General features: G+C 63.9%; 23 protein-coding genes. 9 read left to right on the forward strand and 14 right to left on the reverse strand.

Translation table 11 applies throughout. The features are described 5' to 3' along the window. Positions 1-2: 2 nt before the first annotated feature. The 3 genes from M727_RS0122590 to uxaC form a co-directional block, all read right to left on the reverse strand. A complete protein-coding gene (locus tag M727_RS0122590) occupies positions 3-530 on the reverse strand; it encodes a TRAP transporter small permease (RefSeq protein ID WP_156941595.1) in 528 nt (175 codons plus the stop codon). Positions 531-633: 103 nt separating this feature from the next. Beyond that, positions 634-1,611, reverse strand: coding sequence for a TRAP transporter substrate-binding protein (locus tag M727_RS0122595; protein WP_027154560.1), 978 nt, complete (start codon positions 1,609-1,611; stop codon positions 634-636). Positions 1,612-1,647: 36 nt separating this feature from the next. Next, positions 1,648-3,057 (reverse strand): glucuronate isomerase, encoded by a 1,410-nt coding sequence (gene uxaC, locus M727_RS0122600; protein WP_027154561.1) that lies wholly within the window; start codon positions 3,055-3,057, stop codon positions 1,648-1,650. Between the two features lie 176 nt (positions 3,058-3,233). On the opposite strand from uxaC, the gene M727_RS0122605 reads away from it, so the two are divergent. Further along, a complete protein-coding gene (locus tag M727_RS0122605; RefSeq protein ID WP_027154562.1) occupies positions 3,234-4,712 on the forward strand; it encodes a mannitol dehydrogenase family protein in 1,479 nt (492 codons plus the stop codon). 349 nt (positions 4,713-5,061) lie between these two features. Here the strand turns inward: M727_RS0122605 and M727_RS0122610 are convergent, their stop codons facing one another. The 6 genes from M727_RS0122610 to M727_RS0122635 form a co-directional block, all read right to left on the reverse strand. Then, a complete protein-coding gene (locus tag M727_RS0122610; protein ID WP_027154563.1) occupies positions 5,062-5,469 on the reverse strand; it encodes a F0F1 ATP synthase subunit epsilon in 408 nt (135 codons plus the stop codon). Between the two features lie 98 nt (positions 5,470-5,567). Next, complete coding sequence (atpD, locus tag M727_RS0122615; protein WP_027154564.1) at positions 5,568-7,151, reverse strand: F0F1 ATP synthase subunit beta; 1,584 nt, start codon at positions 7,149-7,151, stop codon at positions 5,568-5,570. A gap of 71 nt (positions 7,152-7,222) precedes the next feature. Continuing rightward, positions 7,223-8,107 carry a F0F1 ATP synthase subunit gamma gene (locus M727_RS0122620; protein WP_023800085.1) on the reverse strand — a complete coding sequence of 295 codons (885 nt, stop codon included), beginning with the start codon at positions 8,105-8,107 and terminating at the stop codon, positions 7,223-7,225. Between the two features lie 34 nt (positions 8,108-8,141). Continuing rightward, the gene (atpA, locus tag M727_RS0122625) at positions 8,142-9,671 is read right to left on the reverse strand and encodes a F0F1 ATP synthase subunit alpha (RefSeq protein WP_023800086.1); all 1,530 of its coding nucleotides are present in this window, start codon (positions 9,669-9,671) and stop codon (positions 8,142-8,144) included. Next, positions 9,671-10,231, reverse strand: coding sequence for a F0F1 ATP synthase subunit delta (locus tag M727_RS0122630; RefSeq protein ID WP_027154565.1), 561 nt, complete (start codon positions 10,229-10,231; stop codon positions 9,671-9,673). The genes atpA and M727_RS0122630 overlap by 1 nt, the downstream gene beginning before the upstream one ends. Positions 10,232-10,477: 246 nt before the next feature. After that, on the reverse strand, positions 10,478-10,873 hold the full coding sequence (locus M727_RS0122635; RefSeq protein ID WP_027154566.1) for a DUF4345 family protein: 396 nt from the start codon (positions 10,871-10,873) through the stop codon (positions 10,478-10,480). A 217-nt stretch (positions 10,874-11,090) separates the two neighbouring features. On the opposite strand from M727_RS0122635, the gene M727_RS0122640 reads away from it, so the two are divergent. Next, positions 11,091-11,333 carry a type II toxin-antitoxin system Phd/YefM family antitoxin gene (locus M727_RS0122640; protein ID WP_027154567.1) on the forward strand — a complete coding sequence of 81 codons (243 nt, stop codon included), beginning with the start codon at positions 11,091-11,093 and terminating at the stop codon, positions 11,331-11,333. A gap of 125 nt (positions 11,334-11,458) precedes the next feature. On the opposite strand, the gene M727_RS0122645 is transcribed toward M727_RS0122640, so the two are convergent. After that, a complete protein-coding gene (locus tag M727_RS0122645) occupies positions 11,459-13,642 on the reverse strand; it encodes a primosomal protein N' (RefSeq protein ID WP_027154568.1) in 2,184 nt (727 codons plus the stop codon). 92 nt (positions 13,643-13,734) lie between these two features. On the opposite strand from M727_RS0122645, the gene fsa reads away from it, so the two are divergent. Beyond that, positions 13,735-14,388, forward strand: a complete 654-nt coding sequence (gene fsa, locus M727_RS0122650; protein ID WP_027154569.1) for a fructose-6-phosphate aldolase — start codon at positions 13,735-13,737, stop codon at positions 14,386-14,388. A gap of 117 nt (positions 14,389-14,505) precedes the next feature. Here the strand turns inward: fsa and lptE are convergent, their stop codons facing one another. After that, positions 14,506-15,093, reverse strand: coding sequence for an LPS assembly lipoprotein LptE (gene lptE / locus M727_RS0122655; RefSeq protein WP_027154570.1), 588 nt, complete (start codon positions 15,091-15,093; stop codon positions 14,506-14,508). Then, positions 15,080-17,704, reverse strand: coding sequence for a leucine--tRNA ligase (leuS, locus tag M727_RS0122660; protein WP_027154571.1), 2,625 nt, complete (start codon positions 17,702-17,704; stop codon positions 15,080-15,082). Before leuS ends, lptE begins: the two co-directional genes overlap by 14 nt. Before the next feature lie 146 nt (positions 17,705-17,850). Between leuS and M727_RS0122665 the strand changes: the two genes are divergently transcribed. The 4 genes from M727_RS0122665 to M727_RS0122680 all read left to right on the forward strand — a co-directional run bounded on the left by M727_RS0122665 (position 17,851) and on the right by M727_RS0122680 (position 20,441). Continuing rightward, a complete protein-coding gene (locus M727_RS0122665) occupies positions 17,851-18,513 on the forward strand; it encodes a YggS family pyridoxal phosphate-dependent enzyme (RefSeq protein WP_023800093.1) in 663 nt (220 codons plus the stop codon). Between the two features lie 87 nt (positions 18,514-18,600). Beyond that, a complete protein-coding gene (locus M727_RS0122670; protein WP_027154572.1) occupies positions 18,601-18,855 on the forward strand; it encodes a type II toxin-antitoxin system Phd/YefM family antitoxin in 255 nt (84 codons plus the stop codon). Beyond that, the gene (locus M727_RS0122675; protein WP_027154573.1) at positions 18,855-19,256 is read left to right on the forward strand and encodes a type II toxin-antitoxin system VapC family toxin; all 402 of its coding nucleotides are present in this window, start codon (positions 18,855-18,857) and stop codon (positions 19,254-19,256) included. The genes M727_RS0122670 and M727_RS0122675 overlap by 1 nt, the downstream gene beginning before the upstream one ends. Positions 19,257-19,391: 135 nt before the next feature. Next, positions 19,392-20,441, forward strand: a complete 1,050-nt coding sequence (locus M727_RS0122680) for an aldo/keto reductase (RefSeq protein ID WP_027154574.1) — start codon at positions 19,392-19,394, stop codon at positions 20,439-20,441. A gap of 53 nt (positions 20,442-20,494) precedes the next feature. Here M727_RS0122680 and M727_RS0122685 read toward each other — a convergent pair whose 3' ends face one another. Beyond that, complete coding sequence (locus M727_RS0122685) at positions 20,495-21,403, reverse strand: LysR family transcriptional regulator (protein ID WP_027154575.1); 909 nt, start codon at positions 21,401-21,403, stop codon at positions 20,495-20,497. A 137-nt stretch (positions 21,404-21,540) separates the two neighbouring features. On the opposite strand from M727_RS0122685, the gene M727_RS0122690 reads away from it, so the two are divergent. Both M727_RS0122690 and M727_RS0122695 read left to right on the forward strand, forming a co-directional pair. Continuing rightward, a complete protein-coding gene (locus tag M727_RS0122690) occupies positions 21,541-22,719 on the forward strand; it encodes an MFS transporter (RefSeq protein ID WP_027154576.1) in 1,179 nt (392 codons plus the stop codon). Between the two features lie 40 nt (positions 22,720-22,759). After that, a complete protein-coding gene (locus M727_RS0122695) occupies positions 22,760-23,794 on the forward strand; it encodes an aldo/keto reductase (protein ID WP_027154577.1) in 1,035 nt (344 codons plus the stop codon). 333 nt (positions 23,795-24,127) lie between these two features. Here M727_RS0122695 and M727_RS0122700 read toward each other — a convergent pair whose 3' ends face one another. Further along, a complete protein-coding gene (locus M727_RS0122700; protein ID WP_027154578.1) occupies positions 24,128-24,400 on the reverse strand; it encodes an usg protein in 273 nt (90 codons plus the stop codon). Between the last annotated feature and the right edge of the window lie 90 nt (positions 24,401-24,490).

Consider the following 24,490-nt stretch of genomic DNA (forward strand, 5'->3'; position numbering starts at 1 on the left):
CGTCAGACCTTCACGTTGGCTGTGTCGAGTTCGGCTGCGACTTCCGCCGGCGGCAGCTCATCGAGCGCATCGTCGATCGGCGCACCGGAGAGGCGAAGCACGATGCGCTCCAGCGTGAACAGCACGATGAGCGCGCCTCCCGCGACAAGCGGGACGTAGTCCCAGCCCCCCGATATGCCGAGCGACGGCAAGGTGGCGCTCCAGGTCAATGCGACCAGCTGGCTGCCATACCAGATCATGCCGATGCCGAAGGCGAGCGCGACGAGATCCGAGATCATCCTCAGCCAACGCTTGCCGCCTTTCGGCAGCACGTAGAGCAGGACATCGAAGCCGAGGTGATAGTTCTCGCGCACCCCGACGGCAGCGCCGAGGAAAATGAACCAGCTCATCAGCATCACCGAGCCCTGCTCGGTCCAGCTCGGCGAGCGGTTCAGAACATAGCGGCCGAACACCTGCCAGGCGACGAAAGCGGTCATCAGCACCAGCCCGATGCCGGCGATCCACAGCGCGGCCGTGCTGACGCGCGACATCACGCGCGCGATGCCGGACAGGGACGGTCTCTTTTCTGAGCTGGAGGTCACTGGTTCTCTCCGCAAGAGGGTGGCGGCGCGGAATGCCCGCGCCGCCGCTTGATCACTGAACGGCCCTAATGGCTTCGACCATCGCCTTCAGCTTGTCGTCCTTGACGTGCTTTTCGTAGACCGGTCCCATCGCGTCGATGAAGGCCTGCTTGTCCGGCGTCGTGATCTGCGAACCGGCCGCCTCGACCTTGGCACGCGACTCCTTGACCTTGGCGGCCCACAGCTCACGCTGTTTGGCGACGCTTTCCTTGGCGGCCGCCTTGAAGATCGCCTGGTCTTCCGGCGTCAGCTTGTCCCAGCTCGACTTCGCCATGACAAAGGCTTCCGGCACCATCGTGTGCTCGTCGAGCGAATAGTGCTTGGCGACTTCCGCATGCTTGGCGGTGTCGTAGCTCGGAAAATTGTTCTCCGCGCCGTCGATGACCCCGGTTTCGATCGCCGAATACACCTCGCCATACGGCATCGGTGTCGCGTTGGCACCGAGTGCGGCCACCATGTCGACGAAGATGTCGGACTGGATGACGCGGAATTTCAAGCCGGCCATATCGGCTACAGAGTTGATCGGCTTCTTCGAATTGTAGAAGGAGCGCGCGCCGCCGTCATAAAAGGCGAGCAGCACCAGCCCGACCTGTTCGAACGCCGCCGCGATCTGGTCGCCGACCGGTCCGTCCATGACCTTGTGCATATGGTCTTCCGAGCGGAAGATGTAGGGCAGCGAGGGAACGGTGGTTTCGGGGATGAGTCCGTTGAACGGCGCCATCGAGACGCGGTTGAGGTCGATCACGCCCGAGCGCACCTGCTCGATCGTGTCCTTTTCCTCGCCAAGCTGCGCGGAATGATAGACATCGACCGAATAGCGGCCGGCCGTGCGCTCCTTCACAAGCTCGCCGAAGTATTTGACCGCCTCGACCGTCGGATAGCCGTCCGGGTGCGTGTCGGACGAGCGCAGGACCGTCTGGGCGCTTGCCGTTCCGGCCATCAGTGCGGCGGCCAGTAGCGTAGCTCCCGCCAGTCTAGAAAAATGCAGCATTGGTTCCTCCCGTTTGAACGATGGCGGCAAGCGCCGTTAGAGCCGGTACGCCTTTTTCGCGAGCGTATAGGCAAGTTCCTGCGCCAGCTCGTGCGCCTCGTCCTCGCGGAGCCGGTGCTCGGCGACGAGACGCGCAAGAAAGGCGCAATCGACCCGACGCGCCACGTCGTGGCGAGCCGGGATGGATGGAAAGGCGCGGGTGTCGTCGTTGAAGCCGACGGTGTTGTAGAAGCCGGCTGTCTCGGTGGTCATCTCGCGGAACCGGCGCATGCCCTCCGGGCTGTCGTGGAACCACCAGGCCGGCCCGAGCCTCAGCGCCGGATAGACGCCGGCGAGCGGCGCCAGTTCGCGCGCATAGCTGGTCTCGTCGAGCGTGAACAGGATGATTGTGACGTCGCGCTCCAGCCCGACGCAGTCGAGCAGCGGCTTCAGAGCCGTCACATAGTCGGTTCTGGTCGGGATATCGAAACCCTTGTCCCTGCCGAATTTGTGGAAGACGGCAGGCGAATGATTGCGCCAGGAGCCGGGATGTATCTGCAGGACTAGCCCGTCGTCGCGGCTCATCTTGGCCATCTCGGTCAGCATCTGGGCGCGAAACAGTTTTCGCTCACGCTCGTCGTCCGAGCCCCGGCGGACGCGGTTGAACAGTTCCTGCGCGGCGGCATCCGACAGATTGGCGGTCTCCGCCGTCGGATGGCCGTGATCCGACGCGGTCGCGCCAAAACTTTTGAAGAAGGCTCTTCTCTGGCGATGCGCATCGAGATAGCCGGCCCAGTTGCCGGTATCGCAGCCGGTGATGTCGCCGAGCCGATCGAGATTGGCAGAAAAGCCTTCGAAATCGGGATCGACGACGGCATCCGGCCGGTAGGCGGTGATGACGCGGCCCTCCCAGCCGCTGTCGCGGATCATCAGGTGCCATCTGAGATCGTCGAGCGCGCCTTCGGTCGTCGCGATGACCTCAATGTTGAAGCGCTCGAACAGCGCTCGCGGGCGAAAATTCTCCCACTGCAGCAAGGTCGAGATCGTGTCGTAATGGGCGTCGGCGGTTGCGGCCGTCAGCGGCTCTTCGATGCCGAACAGGTGGGCAAGCACATGGTCGAGCCATAACCGCGTCGGCGTGCCGCGGAACAGATAATAGTGCTCGGCGAAGCGCCGCCAGATCGTCCTGCCGTCGGTCTCCACCGGTGAGCCGTCGAGCGTTGGCACGCCGAGATCCTCGAGCCGGACGCCCTGGCTGAACAGCATGCGGAAGATGTAATGGTCCGGCACAACAAGCAATTGCGCTGGATCGGAAAACGCCTCGTTGAGGGCATACCAGCGCGGATCGGTGTGACCGTGCGGGCTGACGATCGGCAGATCCTTGACAGCTGCGTAAAGATCGCGGGCGAGCGACAGCGGACGCGCCTCCGACGGAAACAGCAGGTCCGGATCGGTCAATGCGGCCACGTCGTTCCTCCCAACCCGGCCATCGGTAGGATCGGAAAGAAATAATGTCAACATACAAAAAATAGATTGTTGTATGATGACTTTAACGCAACGTCAGCCCATTGTGCGGGAACGAAACGGATGTTACGCCGCATGCCTGCCACGCCCGGCACGAGCTCGATCAGACCCATCGCACGATGACAGACAGACGCCTTTCCAACAGCACGCGGCAGGCATTGCCGGCCTCGGTCGCGGTCCCCGGATACGACCGCAACCGTTTCGTACCCGGCATCGTCCATCTCGGCGTCGGCGCATTCCACCGCGCCCATCAGGCAGCCTATGTCGACGATTGCCTGGCGGCAGGAGAGATGGATTGGGGCATTGTCGGCGTCTCGCTGCGCAGCGCCGACACGCGCGATGCGCTGGCGCCGCAGGACGGGCTCTACACGCTGGCGGTCAGGAGCAGCGACAGCGAAAGCCTGCGCGTCGTCGGCTCGATCCTGTCGATGCTGGTGGCCCCGGAAGATCCGGGCGCGGTGCTGGCCGCGCTGACCGATCCGCGCACCGCCATCGTCACGCTGACGATCACCGAAAAAGCCTATCTCAGGGCGGCGGGTGGCGGACTGGACACAGCCCAAGCCGACATCGTCCACGATTTGGCCAACCCGCAAATGCCGCGAACGGCGCATGGTTTTCTGGCCGAATCGCTTGCGCGCCGCCGCGCCGCCGGTATCCAGCCATTCACCGTCCTGTGCTGCGACAATCTCCCTGCCAATGGCGCCACGCTGCGCCGGCTGCTGGTCGAGTTCGCCGCCTTGCGCGGCACCGATCTCGCCCGCCACATCGCCGACGAGGTGGCGTTTCCGTCGAGCATGGTCGATCGCATCGTGCCGGCGACCACCGATGCCGACCGGGCACGGATATCAGGCCAGCTCGGCGTCGACGACGCCTGGCCTGTCATGACCGAGCCGTTCTGCCAATGGGTGGTCGAAGACGATTTCCCGGCGGGCAGGCCGGCCTGGGAACGATTCGGCGTCACCATGGTCGGTGACGTCGGGCCGTTCGAGGACATGAAGCTGCGCCTGCTCAACGGCTCGCATTCGGCGATCGCCTATCTTGGCCTGCTCAGCGGCTTTGAGACGGTCGACCGCGCCTTCGCCGATCCGGCGATCCAGCAATTTGTCGACGGATTGTGGGCCGAGGCGATCACGACGCTGCCGAAGGACGCCGGGCTCGACACGACCGACTACACGGCCCAGCTTGCCAAGCGTTATTCGAACACCGCGCTCGCCCATCGGACGGCGCAGATCGCCAATGATGGCAGCCAGAAACTGCCCCAGCGCATCATTGCCTCGGCCATGGAGCGGATGAGTGACGGTGCCCCGCCCGCCTATCTGATGCTGGTGGTCGCCGCCTGGATCGCCGCTTGCGAGGCGCGCGGCAAAGCCTTGCCGGAAAACCACTTCACCGACCCGCTCGACTTGGCTTTTGCCGCACTCGACACTCGGCATCTGTCGGCTGGCGAAGCGGTGGTGGCGGTGTTCGACCTGGCCGGCTTCGCCAAGGGCGGTGCTGAGCGCCTGACGCTGATCGACCTCGCGGCCGCCCATCTCGAACGCCTGCGCCAGGGCGGCGTGGCTGCTGCTTTCACAGCGCTGGGCATTGAGGGCGAATGACTGTTGGGCGGACCTGACACTAATCTGGACCAGGGCATGCGATGCAGAACTTTGACGTCGGCGGGACAGCGCCCCCCTCTGTCCTGCCGGACATCTCCCCCACAAGGGGGGAGATTGGCAACTTCGCCGCTGGCGCTCGTTCAGCGACGTTGGGGATTGGCGAAAGCTGTAGCGACAGCCTAATCTCCCCACCTGTGGGGGAGAAGTCCGGTAGGACAGAGGGGGGCGCGAAGGATCGCGACGGAACCGCTTTTATGCTGCGCCGTCGTACTATTTGGCTGACGTCATGGCATGAATCCCACGCGGACTACTCTCCGCCTTGGCATGGCTAGGGTGATAGCCCTGCCCTCTATGCCGGCAAAATCGCGCCTTCGAGCGTGGTGAGCTGGCTAAGGAACTGCTCGGCCTTGCTGCGCGTCTCGTCGTCCTTAGCGTCGGCGACGTCTTCCCTGGCTTCCTGGATACGGCGGGCGAGGTCGGCGCGGTCGATGTCGCCGACGGCTACAGCCGATTCGGCCAGCAGCGTGCAGCCGGCCGGAACAATGTCGGCAAAGCCGCCGAACACCACGTAGCGCTCTGCCTTGCCTTCCGCGGTCTTCACCGTAACGACGCCGGGCTTGATCGTGGTCATGACCGGCGCGTGATGGGCCATGACGGTCATTTCGCCTTCGGCGCCCGGAATGACGACGGATTCGACCTGCTCGGAAACCAGCAGGCGCTCCGGCGAAACCAGTTCGAATTTGAAAGCTTCAGGCATGATCAATTTAGCGAATAGCGAGTAGTGAGTAGCGAATAGACAAAAACGCTCGGCTCACATCGCCCCTATTCGCTACTCCCTATTCGCTATTCGCTTGATTACGCCGCTTCGGCCGCCAGGCGTTGTGCCTTCTCGACCGCTTCTTCGATGCCGCCGACCATGTAGAAGGCGGCTTCCGGCAGGTGGTCGTAGTCGCCGTTGCAGAGGCCCTTGAAGCCCTTGATGGTGTCGGCGAGATCGACCAGCTTGCCCGGCGCGCCGGTGAACACTTCGGCGACGAAGAAGGGCTGCGACAGGAAGCGCTCGATCTTGCGGGCGCGGGCCACCGTCTGCTTGTCCTCTTCCGACAGCTCATCCATGCCCAGGATGGCGATGATGTCCTGCAGCGACTTGTAGCGCTGCAGGATCGACTGCACCTGGCGGGCGACCTGGTAGTGCTCTTCGCCGACGACCATCGGGTCGAGCATGCGCGAGGTCGAATCGAGCGGATCGACGGCCGGATAGATGCCCTTTTCCGAGATCGCGCGGTTGAGCACGGTCGTCGCGTCGAGGTGGGCGAACGAGGTCGCCGGCGCCGGGTCGGTCAGATCGTCGGCCGGCACGTAGATCGCCTGCACCGAGGTGATCGAGCCCTTGGTCGTCGTCGTGATGCGCTCCTGCAGCGCGCCCATGTCGGTGGCCAGTGTCGGCTGATAGCCCACGGCCGAAGGAATACGGCCGAGCAGCGCCGACACTTCGGAGCCAGCCTGCGTGAAGCGGAAGATGTTGTCGACGAAGAACAGCACGTCCTGGCCCTGGTCGCGGAAATATTCGGCAACAGTCAGCCCGGTCAGGCCGACGCGGGCGCGCGCGCCCGGCGGCTCGTTCATCTGGCCATAGACGAGCGCCGCCTTGGATCCTTCGCCGCCGCCCTTCTTGTTGACGCCGGACTCGATGAACTCATGATAGAGATCGTTGCCTTCGCGGGTGCGCTCACCGACGCCGGCGAACACCGAGAAGCCGCCATGCGCCTTGGCGACGTTGTTGATCAATTCCTGGATCAGCACCGTCTTGCCGACGCCGGCGCCGCCGAACAGGCCGATCTTGCCGCCGCGGGCATAGGGCGCCAGCAGGTCGAGAACCTTGATGCCGGTGACCAGGATCTGCGCTTCCGTCGACTGCTCGACATAGGTCGGCGCCGGCTGGTGGATGGAGCGCATCTCGATGCCGTCGACCGGGCCTGCCTCGTCGACCGGCTCGCCGATGACGTTGATGATGCGGCCGAGCATGCCCGGACCGACCGGCACGGTGATCGGCGCGCCGGTGTCATAGACGTCCTGGCCGCGAACCAGACCTTCGGTCGAGTCCATGGCGATGCAGCGCACCGTATTCTCGCCGAGATGCTGAGCCACCTCGAGCACGAGACGATTGCCGACATTGGACGTTTCCAGGGCGTTCAAGATCGCCGGCAGATGTTCGCCGAACTGCACGTCGACAACGGCGCCGATGACCTGGCGAACCTTGCCGGCCAGGCCGGTCTTGTTGATGGCAACGGTCGGCGCCTTCGCCGCGGCAGCCTTGGCAGGCGCTGCCGCCTTCTTGGCCGGAGCCGCCTTCGCTGCAGCTGCCGGAGCCTTTGCCGGTGCTGCCGCCGTCGCGGCGGTCTTCGGGGCCGCCTTCTGGGGGGTCGCTGCTTTCGCCATCGTCTTTACCCTTTTCGTCTCTTTGTTTCTCACGCACCGCCTGAAGGTCGCTGACCTTCATGGGAGCGCGCCTAGAGCGCCTCGGCGCCCGAAATGATTTCGATCAATTCCTTGGTGATCTGCGCCTGCCGCTGGCGATTGTAGGTGATCGACAATTTGTTGATCATGTCGCCGGCGTTGCGCGTCGCATTGTCCATGGCGCTCATCTTGGCGCCCATCTCGCCGGCGGCGTTTTCGAGCAGAGCGCGAAAAACTTGGACGGAAATGTTGCGCGGAATGAGATCGGAGAGGATTTCGCCCGGCTCGGGCTCGTATTCATAGACGGCACTACCGCCGTCGGTCGCTTCGGCGGTAGCGGTAGGCACGCCTGCCGGGATGATCTGCTGGGTTGTCGGGATCTGGCTGATCACCGATTTGAACTGCGAATAAAACAGCGTGCAGATGTCGAAGCCGCCCTCGTTGAACAGCTGGATGACTTTCTTGGCAATGCCATCGGCATTGACGAAGCCCAGCGTCTTCACCTCGCGCAAATCGACACGCTCGAGGATCAGCGCCGCATAGTCGCGACGCAGGATGTCGAACCCCTTCTTGCCGACGCAGATGATCTTGACCTGCTTGCCGTCTGCCAAAAGCTTGCGGATGTGGTCGCGGGCAAGGCGTGCGATCTGCGAATTGAAGCCGCCGCACAGACCACGCTCGGCGGTGCAGACGACGAGCAGATGCACGTCGTCCTTGCCGGTGCCGGTCATCAGCGCCGGGGCCTCGCCGCCGCCGCCGATCGCCTGGGTGATGTTGGCCAGCACCGCACCCATGCGCTCCGAATAGGGGCGCGCTGCTTCCGCCGCCTCCTGCGCGCGGCGCAGCTTCGCCGCGGCGACCATCTGCATCGCCTTGGTGATCTTCTGCGTCGCCTTGACCGAGGCGATACGGTTACGAAGGTCTTTTAGTGAAGGCATGCTTCAAACCTGATCCCGTCCGTCCGGCCGTCGTTCAAGCAAAGGTCTTGGCGAAGGTGTCGATCTCCGCCTTCAGCTTGGCGCGCAGATCGTCCGACAGCGCCTTCTCCTTGCGGATGCCGTCGAGCACCTCCTTGCCGGCCGAGCGCATGTGGCTGAGCAAGCCATGCTCGAATTTGCTGACCTGGTCGATCGCCAACTTGTCGAGATAGCCGTTGACGCCGGCGAAGATCACCGCGACCTGTTCTTCGACCCTGAGCGGCGAGAACTGCGGCTGCTTCAGGAGTTCGGTCAGGCGCGCACCGCGGTTGAGCAGGCGCTGCGTCGCGGCGTCGAGGTCGGAGCCGAACTGGGCGAAGGCCGCCATTTCGCGGTACTGCGCGAGCTCGCCCTTGATCGAGCCGGCGACCTGCTTCATCGCCTTGATCTGCGCCGAGGAGCCGACGCGCGACACCGACAGGCCGACATTGACCGCCGGGCGGACGCCCTGGAAGAACAGATTGGTTTCCAGGAAGATCTGGCCGTCGGTGATCGAGATGACGTTGGTCGGGATATAGGCCGACACGTCGTTGGCCTGGGTCTCGATGATCGGCAGAGCCGTCAACGAGCCGCCGCCATTATCGTCATTGAGCTTGGCGGCCCGCTCCAGCAGGCGCGAATGAAGGTAGAAGACGTCGCCCGGATAGGCTTCGCGGCCAGGCGGGCGGCGCAGCAGCAGCGACATCTGGCGATAGGCGACGGCCTGCTTCGACAGATCGTCGTAGCTGATCAGCGCGTGCATGCCGTTGTCGCGGAAATATTCGCCCATCGTGCAGGCGGTGAACGGCGCCAGGAACTGCATCGGCGCCGGATCGGAAGCGGTGGCGGCGATGATGATCGAATAATCGAGCGCGCCGCGCTCTTCGAGGACTTTCACGAACTGCGCAACGGTCGAGCGCTTCTGGCCGACGGCGACGTAGACGCAGTAGAGCTTTTCCTTCTCCGGGCCGTGCTCGTGCACCGATTTCTGGTTGAGCATCGTGTCGAGGATGATCGCGGTCTTGCCGGTCTGGCGATCGCCGATGACCAGCTCGCGCTGGCCGCGGCCGACCGGGATCAGCGCGTCGATGGCCTTGAGGCCGGTCGACATCGGCTCGTTCACCGATTTGCGCGGAATGATGCCGGGCGCCTTGACGTCGACGCGCTTGCGCTCGGTCGCCTGGATCGGGCCCTTGCCGTCGATCGGGTTGCCGAGCGCATCGACGACGCGGCCGAGCAGGCCCATGCCGACCGGCGTGTCGACGATGGCGCCGGTGCGCTTGACGATGTCGCCTTCCTTGATGTCTCGGTCGGCGCCGAAGATGACGACGCCGACATTGTCGGCTTCGAGATTGAGCGCCATGCCGCGGATGCCGCCGGGGAACTCGACCATCTCGCCGGCCTGGACATTGTCGAGGCCGTAGACGCGGGCGATGCCGTCACCGACGGACAGAACCTGGCCGACTTCGGAGACCTCGGCCTCCTTGCCGAAATTCTTGATCTGGTCTTTCAGAATTGCGGAAATTTCCGCGGCGCGGATGTCCATCAGCCGACCTCTTTCAGTGCAAGCTTGAGCGAATTGAGTTTGGTTTTGAGCGACGTATCGATCTGGCGCGAGCCTATCTTGACCACCAGCCCGCCGAGCAGCGACGGATCGACGATCACGGTGATCGCGACATCCTTGCCGGCAACGCTTTTCAGCGCCGCCTTCAGCTCGGTTTGCTGGGCGTCGGTCAGCGCATGCGCCGAGGTCACTTCAGCGGCGGTCTCGCCACGATGCTCGGCGGCGATCTGGCGGAATGCCTTGATCATGCCGGGGATGGCGAACAGCCGACGGTTCTGGGCGACGACGCGCAGGAAATTGCCGGTGAGGCCGGTGATCCCTGCCTTGTCGGCGATCGAGGCAATGGCCTTGGCCTGGTCCTCGCTGGAGAACACCGGGCTATTGATCAGACGGGTCAGATCAGAACTGCCTTCGAGCATCGCCGCGAAACTGTTGAGGTCGGCCTCGACCTGGCCGACCGAATTCGCCTGGAGCGCGAGCTCGAACAGCGAACCCGCATAGCGCTCTGCGACACCTGAGATTGGCGATGACGATTGGGCCACGGACCGTCTTTTCTCTTGTCTGACAGGCCGCAGATTATTGGCGCGAGTGAAAACTCTGGCTAAATCTTTGACCTTACTGCATTTTTCCAAGCACGAAGACGCGGCTTCCGCTATCCCCGGCCGAAAGTCGATTGCCGTCTAGCACAGGCATTTTAAGACCGCAATGCGTCGCCCGGCATGGTTTTCAGGCACTATTGTCGCATCCGGCGGCGCAGTTCGACCGCCGGTCCTGAATTAGCCTTTGATTCAAGGCACAAAGCCGAAGGCGAAGGCAAGCGGCAGCGCCGCCAGCACCAGTTCCACCACGATGGAAACCCAATTGAAGGGCGTGTTGGCGCCATCCGACATCATCGACAGCAGGCGGCCGAAGGCGGTGAACAGCCAGGAAAAGCCAAGCGCCATGTAGAGCAGCGGTTGCGCAAGCAGAATGCAGCACAGGCCGACGCCGAGATAGAAGCCCGACATCCTGCCGCGCCCTTCGGCGATCGCCGCCGCCTTTTCGGGTTTGACCTGCAGTCTGAGAATCCGGAAGCAAAGCCCCGGCGCCAGGAACAGCAGCAGGCCCAGCAGCAAGGTCACGACGGCGCTCGACCACGCCAGCCACTCGCCCTGGCTCATCGGCCACGGAAACGCAAATTCCATACTGTCCCCTCGCAAATGGCTGTTTCGAAATTTCGGGCATTCTAGCGAAGCAAGAGACCTGCGCCAGATGCGCGTCGGCGATTTGCGCAAAGCGCATCAGCCCAGCGCGAATTCGACCGCCGCCCCGGTATGGATGCGCGTTGTACCAAGAGCTTCATGACGGGCTGTTCCTCCGCTATGGAACGCTATGCATTGAGACCACACAAGGAGATCCAATGTGAGAACCATGCAGGTTAGAGAGGCTAAGGCAGGCTTTTCGGCGCTCATCGAAGCTGCGGAGAGCGGCGAGCCTACAATTATCACGAAGCACGGTAAGCCGGCGGCGGCGATTGTTTCGGTCGAGGACTTGCAAAAGCTGTACCCGGTCAAACGCCGGAACTTCGGAGAATTTCTTTTGACCTATCCCGGTGGAATTGAGCTCGAGAGGAACGAGTCGCCGTCGCGGGAAATCGATCTTTGAGCCGCTATCTCATCGATACGTCTATTCTGTCCGCTTTCGCGCCCGGAAAGCCAGCCCTTGCAAAAAACATCTCCGCATGGATTGCCAAGACCCGCCTGCGGCTGACTAGGCTAACTCCAAACGCCTCACAAAAAGCTCTGCGGGTCGATGTCGATCTGCACGCGCACCGAGCCCCGCAGCTTCGGTCCCTCGGCCAGCATGGCGCGAATGAACCCCTGCATGTCGGCGCGCCGTTCGCCCTGGATCAGCAGGCGAAAGCGATGGCGGCCGCCGATCAGCGACAGCGGCGCCTCGGCCGGGCCGAGCACGAACAGGTCAGCGGCCTGAGGTGCGGCGCGCCGCAAACCCCGCGCATGGCCCTCCGCTTCCGCCCGCGTCGCCGCGCTGACGATGACGCCGGCGAGCCGGCCGAAAGGCGGCAGCACCGCCCGCTCGCGCTCGGCGATCTCGCGCTCGTAAAAAGCCTCGGCGTCGCCGGAGACGATCGCCCGCATGACCGGGTGGTCGGGCTGGAAGGTCTGCAGCAGGCCAAGACTCTTCTTCCCGGTGCGGCCGGCGCGGCCGGTCACCTGGCTGAGCAGCTGGAAGGTGCGCTCGGCGGCGCGCGGATCGCCATTGGCCAGGCCGAGGTCGGCGTCGACCACGCCAACCAGCGTCATGTTGGGGAAATTGTGGCCCTTGGCGACGAGCTGCGTGCCGATGACGATGTCGGCCTCGCCATTTGCGATGGCTTCAAGCTCCAGCCTCAGCCGCCGCACGCCGCCCATCAGGTCGGACGACAGGACGATGGTGCGGGCGTCGGGGAAATGCGCGACGACCTCTTCGGCGATGCGCTCGACGCCCGGCCCGCAGGCGACCAGATGGTCGAGCGTGCCGCATTCCGGGCAGGCCTCGGGCCGCCGCTCATTGTGCCCGCAATGGTGGCAGACGAGCTGGCCGCGAAAGCGGTGCTCGACCAGCCAGGCCGAGCAGACCGGGCAACCGAAGCGATGGCCGCAGACCCGGCACAGCGTCAGCGGCGCATAGCCGCGCCGGTTGAGGAACAGCAGTGACTGTTCCTTCTTCTCCAGTGTCTGGCGCATATGGCCAAGCAGCACCGGCGACAGGAAGCCGCCGCGTGCCGGCGGGGCGCGGCGCATGTCGATCGTCTTCAGGTCGGGAAGGGCCGCCTCGGCAAAGCGCGCCGAAAGCACCGCCCTGCTATAGCGGCCTCGGCTCGCATTGACCCGGCTTTCAACCGACGGTGTCGCCGAGGCGAGCACGACCGGAAAGCCGCCGATGTGGCCGCGCACCACCGCCATGTCGCGGGCATTGTAGAAGACGCGGTCTTCCTGCTTGTAGGCGGGGTCGTGCTCCTCGTCGACGACGATCAGCCCAAGCTCCCTGAATGGCAAAAACAGCGCCGAACGCGCGCCGGCAACGACGCGCACGCCACCTTCCGCCACCTGCCGCCAGACACGCTCGCGCATCCTTGGCGGCAGGTCCGAATGCCATTCGGCCGGCTTGGCGCCGAACCGTTCCTGGAAGCGCTCCAGAAAGGCGTGGGTCAGCGCAATCTCCGGCAGCAGGATCAGCACCTGCTTGCCGCGGTCGAGCGCCGCCGACACCGCCTCGAAATAGACCTCGGTCTTGCCCGATCCGGTCACCCCGTCGAGCAGTGTTACGCCGAATGCACCGGCCGCGACATTGCTGCGCAGCATCTCGGCTGCATCGCGCTGGTCCGGCATCAGCGATGGCTGGGCGTAATTCGGATCGGGAGCTGCGACCACCGGTCGCGGCGGGATCATGACCGTCTCGAACACGCCTTGCGCCTTCAGCCCGTCGATGACCGTCGACGACACGCCGGCCGCATGCGCCAGCCCGGACCGCGTCCAGGCGAGCCCGCCTTCGGCTGTCTCCAGCACGCGCATCCTCGCACCCGTCACACGGTCGGGTTTGGCCAAGGTGCGTTGCAGGCCTTCGATCCACGGTTCCGGGTCGAAGGCCTCCGGCGCCCGCAGCAGCATGCGCGCCACCATGCCGGGCGGCGACAGCGTGTATTGCGCGATCCAGTCGACGAAGCGGCGCATGGCGCGGTCGATCGGCGGGCAGTCGAAGACCTGCTCGATCGGGCGCAGTTTTTTGGCATCGACCTTTTCGAAGGCGCCGTCCCAGACGATGCCGGCAACCTGGCGCGGTCCGAGCGGCACGCGCACGATCGAGCCCGGCACCACGCGCATGCCGGCGGGCACGGCATAGGTGTAGGGCCGCTCGGCGGGCATCGGCACCAGCACCGGTGCGGCCGCGACAAAGGGCGAATCTTCGATCATGAGGCGTGACCTTGCCCCGACTTTCGTCTAGATCAAAGTCCGACCCCCAGAGGTGCATGACATGCACATGAAAAAATCTTCAGGAGACCGTCATGAAATTTTTTGTCGACACCGCCGATGTCAAGGAAATCCGTGAACTGAACGATTTGGGGCTGCTCGACGGCGTCACCACCAATCCTTCGCTGATCCTCAAATCCGGCGGCAAGATCGCCGAAGTCACCAGAGAGATCTGCGAGATCGTCAAGGGCCCGGTCTCGGCCGAAGTCGTCGCCACCGAATACAAGGACATGATGGCGGAGGCCAAGATCCTGGCCAGGATCGCCGACAACGTCTGCATCAAGGTGCCGCTGACGCTCGACGGCCTGAGGGCCTGCAAGGACATCCGCTCGGACGGCCGCATGGTCAATGTCACGCTGTGCTTCTCGGCTACCCAGGCGCTGCTCGCCGCCAAGGCCGGCGCCTCCTTCATCTCGCCCTTCGTCGGCCGCATCGACGACAGCGGCTGGGACGGCATGGAGCTGATCGCCGATATCCGCACCATCTACGACAATTATGATTTCCAGACCGAGATCCTGACCGCCTCGGTGCGCACGGTGAACCACGTCAAGCAGGCCGCACTGATCGGCGCCGACGTCATCACCGCGCCGCCGGCGACGCTGAAGGCGCTGGTCAAGCACCCGCTGACCGACAAGGGCCTGGAGCAGTTCCTCGCCGACTGGGCCAAGACCGGCCAGAAAATCGGCTGAAATCAAGAAGATCGGCTGAAATCAAGACGCGTAAAAAAGGCCGAGCAATCGGCCTTTTTTGCGCCAGCAATCAGGCCTCGGCGGTAGCCGGAACGTCTTGATCCAGGCCGAACGGCGCTAACCCGCCACCGTCTTGCCGTGCTTGACCAGAGCCTGGGCGATCGACAGGCGCAGCAGGTCCGCCAGTTCGCGCGCCGCGCGGTTCTCGGCGTCGATTTGCGCCCGGTAGGAGGCGAACTCCTGACGGGGCCGGTCGAAGGACGACGCTATCGAGCGCTTGCCGGTCGCGATCGTCGTGCCGGTCCTGGCGTCGGTCAGCACATAATTCGCGGTCAGTGTCACCGTGCCCGCGGTTGGTTCGTCGTCATCGGTCGTGACCTGCACCTTTGCAGCGGATTCAACAAGTTCGGTAACGCCGAGATCGAGCGAATAGGCGGGCGACGCCGGCTCGCCCGCACCCTGGCCGAGCGCGAAAATCAGATTGTTGCGGACCTGCTGGGCGTAGCGCGTGTTGACCGGCTTGACCGAGATGGACCCGAGTTCGGCGGCAGCGCCAACTTGCGAACCGGCCGACAGCGGCGCGCTCGAATAGAGCGGGCGCACCGTGCAGGCCGAAACCAGCGCAACCGAAGCGACCAGCCCATACAGCGCGGCACGGCGCAGCAAATGCGTCACTTCTGTCATCCTCGGATCAGGCAACGACATTGACGATCCTCTGCGGGACGATGATCACCTTGCGCGGTGCCTTACCTTCGAGCGCTTTCTGCACGAAGTCGAGAGCCAGAACCGCTTTTTCGACGGCACCTTGGTCCGCGTCGCGGGCAATTGTCAAATCGCCGCGCTTCTTGCCGTTGACCTGGACCGGCAGCACGATCTCGCTGTCGACGACAAGCGACGGATCATAGACAGGCCAGGGCCGTTCGGCGACCAGATCGGTGCCGCCGAGCGCCTGCCAGCATTCCTCGGCCAGATGCGGCATGACCGGCGCAATCAAATGCACGAGGATGTCGACGGCTTGCCGGCAAGACGCCTTGAGCGCCGGATCGGCCTTGCCTTCGGCCGCCTCGTTGAGCGGCGTGTTGAGCGCATTGGCGAGTTCGTAGATGCGGGCGATGGCGCGGTTGAAGGCGAGCTTTTCAATGTCCTCGCCCACCGATTTCAGGATCTTGTGCGCGGCCTTGGAAACAGTCCCTGCCTCGCCCTGCTTCGCCGCTGCCGGCTGGATTCCGGCGAGCGATTCGGCGGCTGTCGACACCAGGCGCCAGATACGCTGGATGAAGCGGTGCGCGCCGGCGGCGCCCTCGTCGGTCCATTCGACGTCACGTTCGGGCGGCGAGTCCGACAGCATGAACCAGCGCGCGGTGTCGGCGCCGTAGCCGTCGGTGATCTCTTCGGGGCTCACCGTGTTCTTCTTCGACTTCGACATTTTTTCGAGCGGGCCGATCACCGCCTCTTCGCCGGTCGCGATTTCTATGGCGCGGCGCTTGCCATCGACGTCCTCCAGCCGCACCTCGCTGGGCGCAAGCCAGCGGCTGTTCGCGCCACTGCCGACCCGATAGGTCTCGTGCACCACCATGCCTTGCGTGAACAGGCCCCTGAACGGCTCGGCGAGGTCGACATGGCCGGTCTCACGCATGGCGCGGGTGAAGAAGCGCGAATAGAGCAGGTGTAAAATGGCGTGCTCGATGCCGCCAATATACTGGTCGACCGGCAGCCATTCGGTAGCTGCCTTGGGATCGGTTGGGTCGTTCGCCCGGGGCGCGGTGAAGCGCGCGAAATACCACGACGAATCGACGAACGTGTCCATCGTGTCGGTTTCGCGGCGTGCATCCTTGCCGCATTGCGGGCATTTGACGTGCCGCCAGGTCGGATGGCGGTCGAGCGGATTGCCCGGCCGGTCGAACTCGATGTCGTCGGGAAGCTTGACCGGCAGGTCCGCCTTCGGCACCGGCACGACGCCGCAATCCTCGCAATGGATCATCGGGATCGGGCAGCCCCAGTAGCGCTGGCGCGAAATGCCCCAGTCGCGCAGGCGGAAGTTGACCTTGCGCTCGGCCATCGGCCGGTTGCCGATGGTCTTTTGTTCCAACAGCTTGGCCACTTCGTCGAACGCCTGATCAGGCTTCATGCCGTCGAGGAAGCGCGAATTGATCATCACGCCGTCGCCGACATAGGCCTCGTCGATGATCTGGAAGTTTCCCTGGATCTCGCCTTCCGGCATCACCACCGGAATGACCGGCAGGCCATATCTGTTAGCGAAGTCGAGGTCGCGCTGGTCACCGGACGGGCAACCGAATATGGCGCCGGTGCCGTACTCCATCAGCACGAAATTGGCGACATAGATAGGCAGCGTCCAGTTCGCGTCGAACGGATGGACGACTCGTATACCGGTATCCATGCCCTTTTTTTCGGCCGTTTCCAGCGCCGCCACCGAAGTGCCCATGTGGCGAACCTCGTCGATGAACTTGGCCAGCGCCGGATTGTTTTCGGCCGCCTTCTTGGCCAGCGGATGGTCAACTGCGACCGCCATGAAGGAGGCGCCGAAGATGGTGTCGGGCCGCGTCGTGTAGACCTCCAGCTCATCTTCGCCGTCAACTGGAGTGGCCAGCGGCCAGCGGATCAGCAGGCCTTCCGAACGGCCGATCCAGTTCGCCTGCATCAGCTTCACTTTTTCCGGCCATTCGTCGAGGCCTTCCAGCGAGTCCAGCAGGTCCTGCGCATAGTCGGTGATCTTGAAGAACCACTGCGTCAGCTCGCGCTGTTCGACCAGCGCACCGGAGCGCCAGCCGCGTCCGTCGATGACCTGCTCGTTGGCAAGCACCGTCATGTCCTCCGGATCCCAGTTGACCTTGGAGGATTTGCGCGTCACCAGCCCCTTCTCGACGAAATCGAGGAACAGCATCTGCTGGCGGTGGTAGTAGTCGACATCGCAGGTGGCGAATTCGCGCGCCCAGTCGAGCGACAGGCCCATGACCTTGAGCTGCTCGCGCATGGCGGCGATGTTCTGATAGGTCCAGTCCTTGGGATGGACCTTGTTCTGCATGGCCGCGTTCTCGGCCGGCATGCCGAAGGCGTCCCAGCCCATCGGGTGCAGCACGTTGAAACCCTTGGCCCGCTTGTAGCGCGCCACCACGTCGCCCATCGTGTAGTTGCGGGTATGGCCGATATGGATGCGCCCCGACGGATACGGAAACATCTCGAGCACGTAGTATTTCGGACGCGGGTCGTCGTTGTCAGCCTCGAACAGCTTCTTGGCGTCCCAGGCCTTCTGCCATTTGGGCTCTGATGCGCGCGGATTGTATCGTTCGGTTGCCATTGGGTGTTTTTCACTTAAAAAGCATGCGCGAACAGCCGGACATGCCCGGCGGCTCAGGAAATGTCGTCGCGGTGTTCACCATGGATTGCCGGACCCGTCAACTGCGACGCCCCGGCCAGGACAAAAACCAGAGGCAGGATATAGGCATGGCGAGCGCCGTCGAACAGTTTTTCACGGTCAAGGCGAGGATCGCCGCCGCCGAGCGCGAGGCAGGACGGCAAGCCGGCGCGGTGACGCTGGTCGCGGTCTCGAAGACCTTCAGCGCCGACGATATCCGCCCGGTCATCGACGCCGGCCAGCGCGTCTTCGGCGAGAACCGCGTCCAGGAAGCACAAGCCAAATGGCCAGCGCTGAAGCAAGCCTTCCCCGACATCGAGCTGCACCTGATCGGTCCGCTGCAATCGAACAAGGCGAAGGAAGCAGTCGCCCTGTTCGACGTCATCGAGACGGTCGATCGCGAGAAGATCGCCGCCGAACTCGCCAAGGAAATCGCCAGGCAAGGCCGGTCACCAAAACTCTACGTTCAGGTCAACACCGGCTCGGAACCGCAAAAGGCAGGGATCGAGCCGCGCGAAGCCGTACCCTTCGTTACGCGCTGCCGCGAGGTCCATGGCCTCGCCATCGAAGGCCTGATGTGCATTCCGCCGGCCGATGAGAATCCCGGCCCGCATTTCGCGCTGCTGGAAAAGCTCAGCACGGAGGCAGGGGTGGAGGCGCTTTCGATGGGCATGTCCGGCGACTACGAAACCGCGATCGCCTTCGGCGCGACCAGCATCAGGGTCGGCTCGGCGATCTTCGGCAGCCGCTAGCGGGCATTTTAGCGGCAGTTTAGCGATCAGCCTTGATAGTCGGGCGCGTCAGGCATATATCTAGCCAAGCTAGCCAGGAGAGAACCCATGAACTGGCACCTTCAGGATGCGAAAAACAACTTTTCCAAAGTGGTTCAGCGCGCGCGCAGCGAGGGACCACAGACGGTGACCCTGCGTGGCGAGCGCGCGGCCGTGGTGCTTTCTGCCGAAGACTATGACTGCTTGTCGGGAAAAAAGAAGTCACTGGCAGAATATCTTCTGACCGGCCCGGTCTGGGATGATGATTTCGCCGAGGAGGTCAACCGTCGCTCGGATACGATGATCCGCGACATCGACCTCTGATGTACCTGCTCGATACCACCATCGTTTCGGATGTGGAACGACGCTTGCCCAAGCCGACCGCCTGGCTGGCTTCAGTGGATCCGGCTTCGGTCAATCTCAGCGTCATCACGCTCGGCAAGATCGAACGCGGGATCGTCAAGCTGCGCAAGGTCGATCCCGAACGGGCAACGCGCCTCGATCTGTGGCTGCGAGAGCTTCGGCGGGACAATGCCGACCGCATCCTTGCGGTTACTGAAGATGTCGCCTTGTCGTGGGGTCGCATCTCGGCTGGCCGCACACGGGGTAGCGCCGACACGCTCATCGCCGCCACAGCTTTTGTCCACGACCTCATCCTGGTTACGCGCAACGTCGCCGATTTCGACGATACCGGGGTGACGGTCCTCGATCCTTGGACAATCTGACCTGTTCCCCGTTGCACCGGATCGTCGGTCGCGGAGCTTGGTCCAGAACCACTAGGCCGTTACGCCAACAAGTAGAAACGAAACGTATCGTTCCTATATCGACCGGGTCATTCCAAAACTTTCCGGAGCCGCACAATGCGCTACAGTCAACTTGGAAACACGGGGATGTTTGTCTCCGAACTGTGTCTCGGCACCATGACCTTCGGCGCCGCCGACCAAAACAACCAATGGGGCCTGATCGCCAGCCTCGACCAGGATGGCGTCGACAGGATCGTCCAGCGCTCGCTCGCCGCCGGCATCAATTTCTTCGACACGGCCGATGTCTATTCCTTCGGCGCATCGGAACGGTTTCTCGGCCAGTCGCTGCGCAATCTCGGCATCGAGCGGCAGGACGTGATCATCGCCACCAAAGTCCATGGCGCCATGGGCGACGGCCCCAACCAGCGCGGCTCCTCGCGCGGCCACATCATGGGTTCGGTCGACGGCAGTCTCGAACGGCTGCAACTGGACCATATCGATCTCTATCAGCTTCACGGCACCGACGCGGTGACACCGATCGACGAGACGCTGCGGGCGCTCGACGATCTGGTTACCAGCGGCAAGGTCCGCTATGTCGGCGTCTCGAACTGGGCGGCCTGGCGCATCGCCAAGGCATTGGGCATCGCCGAACGCAAGGGCTTTGCCCGTTTTGAGACGGTCCAGTCCTACTATTCGATCGCCGGCCGCGATCTGGAGCGCGAGATCGTGCCGCTGCTCAACGAGGAGAAGCTTGGACTGATGGTCTGGTCGCCGATGGCGGGCGGGCTGCTTTCCGGCAAATACGGGCCCGGCGCGCCTGGCAATGGCGAGGGCCGCCGCGCCAGCTTCAATTTCCCGCCGGTCAATGAAGACCGCGCCTGGGCGGCGGTCGCCGTCATGCGCGAGATCGCCGGCAAGCACGGCGTCAGCGTCGCCACGGTGGCACTTGGCTATGTCTTGGCCAAGCCGTTCGTGATGAGCGTGATCATCGGCGCCAGCCGCATGGAGCAACTCGAACAGAACCTTGCCGCCACCGCGTTGAAGCTCGACAGCGACGATCTTGCTCGTCTCGACGAAGTCAGCGCGCTGCCATCCGAATATCCGGGCTGGATGCTCGAGCGCCAGGCGGCTGGCCGGCGTCCGGCACCCTTTGCGGCGAAAAAGTAATTCAATCTCATCTTCGATTTCGGGAGCCGGCGGGCTCCCGATCTTTCTTGGGCTCAGCTCAGCCGGACCGTCTCGACCAGAAAGTCGAGAAAGGCCCGCACTCGGGCCGGCAAATGTTTGCCCTGGCCGACGTAAACAGCGTGGGTAAGCTCTTGGTCGCCGGGGTTGAAGTCCTCCAGAAGCGGGACCAGCCGGCCGGCGGCGATGTCGGGCTCGACATGCCAGCGCGCCAGCCGGGCGATGCCAGTGCCCGAAAGCGCCATCAGCCGCATCGCCTCGCCGTCGCTGACCAGCGCCTTTCCGGTGATCGGGACGATGAGGGCGTCGCCGGCCGCAGCGACGAAGGGCCAGCCGTCGACATGGCGCACGAAGCAGAAACCCATCCGGTTGTGATGATCGAGATCGGCCGGCGTTTGGAGCGCGCCATGCGTCCTGATGTACGATGGCGCGGCGACGACGACCAGCCGGCTCTGCCCGAGCTTGCGCGCCACCAAACGTGATTCGCCGAGCGGCCCGGCGCGGATGGCGACATCGGCGCGCTCCTCCATCAGGTCGATGACGTTGTCGGTCAAAACCAGATCGATGGCGATTTCCGGATAGCGTTCGAGAAAGCGCGGCAACAGCGGGATCAGCCGGTGCTGCCCGAACGGCACGTAGCTGTTGACCCTTAGCCGGCCGCGCGGCGCAGCACCAGCCGCCGCCTCGCGCTCAGCTGCCGCCATGTCGGCCAGGATGCGCACGCCGCTGTCGAAGAAGGCCGCGCCTTCCGGTGTCAGTTGCAGCTTGCGCGTCGAACGGCTGATCAGCCGCGCGCCAAGCCGGGCCTCAAGCCGCGCAATCAGCTTGCTCACCGCCGACGGCGTCATCCGCAGCATCCGCGCCGCAGCCGAAAAACTGCCCGCTTCGACGACACGGACAAACACTTCGATCTCGCCGGAGCGGTTGATTTCGGGCCTCGCCATTCGTGAATCTATTTCACAGACAATGTGCCCGACGCAAGGCTGGTTCACAGCACATGGCAACACGATCTTCCGGGTCGGGGCGCAGGAGGACACGGCGTCCTGTCGTCAAAACTGCTGTCATCGAAGTGGGAACCGCGATGCCTCTTGCTCTTTATGCTCTCGCCGCCGGTGCGTTCGGCATCGGTGTCACCGAATTCGTCATCATGGGCCTGCTGCTCGACGTCAGCACCGATCTCGGCGTCTCGATCTCGGCAGCCGGCCAGCTGATCTCCGGCTATGCGCTGGGCGTCGTCATCGGCGCGCCGCTGCTGACGATCGCCACCGGCCGCTGGCCCCGCAAGACCGTGCTTCTGGCGCTGATGGCGGTCTTCACGCTGGGCAACCTCGCCTGCGCGCTGGCCCCCGACTACTGGACGCTGATGGCTGCCCGCGTGCTCACCGCCTTCGCCCACGGCACCTTCTTCGGCGTTGGTTCGGTGGTTGCGACCGGGCTGGTGGCGCCCAACAGGAAGGCCTCGGCGATCGCCCTGATGTTCACCGGCCTGACCATCGCCAACATCCTCGGCGTGCCCTTCGGCACCTGGCTCGGCCAGGCCTTCGGCTGGCGTGCGACCTTCTGGGCTGTAACCCTGGTCGGCATCGTCGCCTTCGCCATCATTCTCCTGCTGGTGCCGCGCAGCCCGGCAGCGCTGGAAAAGAGCGACCTGCGCGGCGATCTCGCCCTGCTCGGCCGCGCCCCGGTTCTGCTTGGCTTCGCCGTCACCGTGCTGGGCTATGCCGGCGTCTTCGCCGTCTTCACCTATATCGCCCCCCTGCTGACCGAGATCACCGGTTTTGCGGAAGCGGCGGTGTCGCCGATCCTGCTTGTCTTCGGCGGCGGCCTCATCGCCGGCAATCTCGCCGGCGGCAAGTTCGCCGACCGCTGGCTGGCGCCTTCCGTCCTCGGCAGTCTCGTTGTGCTGGCGCTGGTGCTCGGCACGATGACCTTCGCCCTGCACAGCCGGGCGATGGCTGTCATCCATGTCGGCCTGCTCGGCGCCGCCGCCTTCGCCACCGTAGCGCCGCTGCAGATGTGGGTGCTGGAAAAGGCTGAAGGCGCCGGCCAGAGCCTCGCCTCATCTTTCAACATCGCCGCCTTCAACCTCGGCAACGCCGCCGGCGCCTGGCTCGGCGGCATGGTCATCGCCCATGGCCCCGGCCTTGGCACCGTCACCTGGGTCGCCGCCCTGCTGCCGCTCTCGGCGCTCGCCGTGGCGTGGCTGGCGCTGCGCCTCGATCGCCCGACGCTTGGAGAACCGGCATCTGCCCGCTCGTAGCAACCCGACGAACCCCCTTTAGACATTACAGGAGAAAAAGATGGATTATCGACGTCTTGGCGCCTCGGGCCTGAGGGTTCCGGCGCTCTCGTTCGGCGCTGGAACCTTCGGCGGTTCGGGGCCGCTGTTCGGCGCCTGGGGCAACAGCGATGCGACGGAAGCGCGGCGGCTGGTCGACATCTGCCTGGAGGCCGGCGTCAACCTGTTCGACACCGCCGACGTCTATTCGAACGGCGCCTCGGAGGAAGTGCTCGGCGCGGCCGTCAAGGGCCGCCGCGATGCCGTGCTGATTTCGACCAAGACCTCGCTGCCGATGGGCGACGGACCCAATGATGCCGGCTCCTCCCGTTCGCGCCTCATCAATGCGGTCGAGGACGCGCTCAAGCGTCTCGGCACCGATTACATCGACCTGCTGCAGATGCACGCTTTCGACGCCGCAACGCCGATCGAGGAGGTGCTGTCGACGCTGGACAGTCTCGTGCGCGCCGGCAAGCTGCGCTATGTCGGCGTCTCCAACTTTTCCGGCTGGCAAGTGATGAAATCGCTCGGCCTGGCGGACAAGCACGGCTACCCACGCTACGTCGCCCATCAGGTCTACTATTCGCTGGTCGGGCGCGACTATGAATGGGAGTTGATGCCGCTCGGCCTCGACCAGGGCGTTGGCGCGCTGGTGTGGAGCCCGCTCGGCTGGGGCCGCCTGACCGGCAAGATCCGCCGCGGCGAGCCACTGCCGGAAAAAAGCCGGCTGCACGACACCGCAAGCTTCGGGCCGCCGGTCGAAGACGAGCTGCTCTACAGGGTTGTCGATGCGCTCGAAGCCGTGGCCAGGGAAACCGGCAAGACCGTGCCGCAGATCGCCATCAACTGGTTGCTGCAGCGGCCGACCGTCGCCTCTGTCATTATCGGCGCGCGCAACGAGGAACAGCTGCGCCAGAATCTTGGTGCCGTCGGTTGGTCATTGACATCCGACCAGATCAAGACGCTCGACGCGGCAAGTGCGGTGACCGCAGCCTATCCGTATTTTCCGTATCGCCGGCAGGAGGGTTTTGCCCGGCTGAGCCCGCCTGCGGTCTGAGAGTCGCGATCGCTCGTTCGGGTGACCATCATAAACATTCGGGACTAGCCGAAGCCTCCCCAACTTCGTCATCCCTGGGCGAAGCAGGAGCGAAGCTCCGTCGCGGAGACTCTGGGATCCATGCCATAACCTCGGCCGTAGGGTGCAGCGGAGCAGAATTCGGCACCGCAGCGGGCGCTTTGAAGTCACGGCATGGATCCTGGGGTCTGCGCCGCGTCGCTTCGCTCCTTGCTCCGCCCCAGGATGACGAAGCTCCGAGATGTTTCCGCCAATCACCAAGGCATGCGGAATCCATCATGCAAGCAGCCCGCCAGAACATCCTGCGCCGTTACCCTAATGCAGCACGAACTCGCCATCGAGCTTCCGCCACTCATTGGGCGCGATCAGCTTCTGGTGCGTATAGCTCACCGAATGCAGCGGACCATCGAGCTTGGTCTGCCAGAACTCGATGAACCGGATCAGCACCGGAAATTTCGGAGCGATGTCGTAGTCCTGCCAGATGAAGCTCTGCAACAGATGCGGATGATCGGGAAAATGATAAAGGATCTTGGCCGTGGTCAAGCCGTAGCCCTTGAGCATCAGGTCCATTTCGGAATGGTCGCGCATCGCGGTCCCCTGGTTGATTCTCCTTTCCTCCCAATTTGAAATTGTGCGCGCTATTTGCTTAATCGTCTATTGATATTTCGTAGTTAAAGG

The organism is Mesorhizobium sp. WSM2561, from assembly GCF_000513915.1.
Lineage (GTDB): Bacteria > Pseudomonadota > Alphaproteobacteria > Rhizobiales > Rhizobiaceae > Mesorhizobium > Mesorhizobium muleiense.

Coding starts and splice junctions, on each gene's coding strand:
- leuS (WP_027154571.1), bottom strand. CDS start 17,704: ATGGCAACCGAACGATACAATCCGCGCGCATCAGAGCCCAAATGGCAG.
- atpA (WP_023800086.1), bottom strand. CDS start 9,671: ATGGACATCCGCGCCGCGGAAATTTCCGCAATTCTGAAAGACCAGATC.
- M727_RS0122670 (WP_027154572.1), top strand. CDS start 18,601: ATGAACTGGCACCTTCAGGATGCGAAAAACAACTTTTCCAAAGTGGTT.
- M727_RS0122595 (WP_027154560.1), bottom strand. CDS start 1,611: ATGCTGCATTTTTCTAGACTGGCGGGAGCTACGCTACTGGCCGCCGCA.
- M727_RS0122690 (WP_027154576.1), top strand. CDS start 21,541: ATGCCTCTTGCTCTTTATGCTCTCGCCGCCGGTGCGTTCGGCATCGGT.
- M727_RS0122700 (WP_027154578.1), bottom strand. CDS start 24,400: ATGCGCGACCATTCCGAAATGGACCTGATGCTCAAGGGCTACGGCTTG.
- M727_RS0122610 (WP_027154563.1), bottom strand. CDS start 5,469: ATGCCTGAAGCTTTCAAATTCGAACTGGTTTCGCCGGAGCGCCTGCTG.
- M727_RS0122685 (WP_027154575.1), bottom strand. CDS start 21,403: ATGGCGAGGCCCGAAATCAACCGCTCCGGCGAGATCGAAGTGTTTGTC.
- M727_RS0122695 (WP_027154577.1), top strand. CDS start 22,760: ATGGATTATCGACGTCTTGGCGCCTCGGGCCTGAGGGTTCCGGCGCTC.
- fsa (WP_027154569.1), top strand. CDS start 13,735: ATGAAATTTTTTGTCGACACCGCCGATGTCAAGGAAATCCGTGAACTG.
- M727_RS0122635 (WP_027154566.1), bottom strand. CDS start 10,873: ATGGAATTTGCGTTTCCGTGGCCGATGAGCCAGGGCGAGTGGCTGGCG.
- M727_RS0122675 (WP_027154573.1), top strand. CDS start 18,855: ATGTACCTGCTCGATACCACCATCGTTTCGGATGTGGAACGACGCTTG.
- lptE (WP_027154570.1), bottom strand. CDS start 15,093: ATGTCGTTGCCTGATCCGAGGATGACAGAAGTGACGCATTTGCTGCGC.
- M727_RS0122620 (WP_023800085.1), bottom strand. CDS start 8,107: ATGCCTTCACTAAAAGACCTTCGTAACCGTATCGCCTCGGTCAAGGCG.
- M727_RS0122605 (WP_027154562.1), top strand. CDS start 3,234: ATGACAGACAGACGCCTTTCCAACAGCACGCGGCAGGCATTGCCGGCC.
- M727_RS0122590 (WP_156941595.1), bottom strand. CDS start 530: ATGTCGCGCGTCAGCACGGCCGCGCTGTGGATCGCCGGCATCGGGCTG.
- M727_RS0122645 (WP_027154568.1), bottom strand. CDS start 13,642: ATGATCGAAGATTCGCCCTTTGTCGCGGCCGCACCGGTGCTGGTGCCG.
- atpD (WP_027154564.1), bottom strand. CDS start 7,151: ATGGCGAAAGCAGCGACCCCCCAGAAGGCGGCCCCGAAGACCGCCGCG.
- M727_RS0122680 (WP_027154574.1), top strand. CDS start 19,392: ATGCGCTACAGTCAACTTGGAAACACGGGGATGTTTGTCTCCGAACTG.
- M727_RS0122665 (WP_023800093.1), top strand. CDS start 17,851: ATGGCGAGCGCCGTCGAACAGTTTTTCACGGTCAAGGCGAGGATCGCC.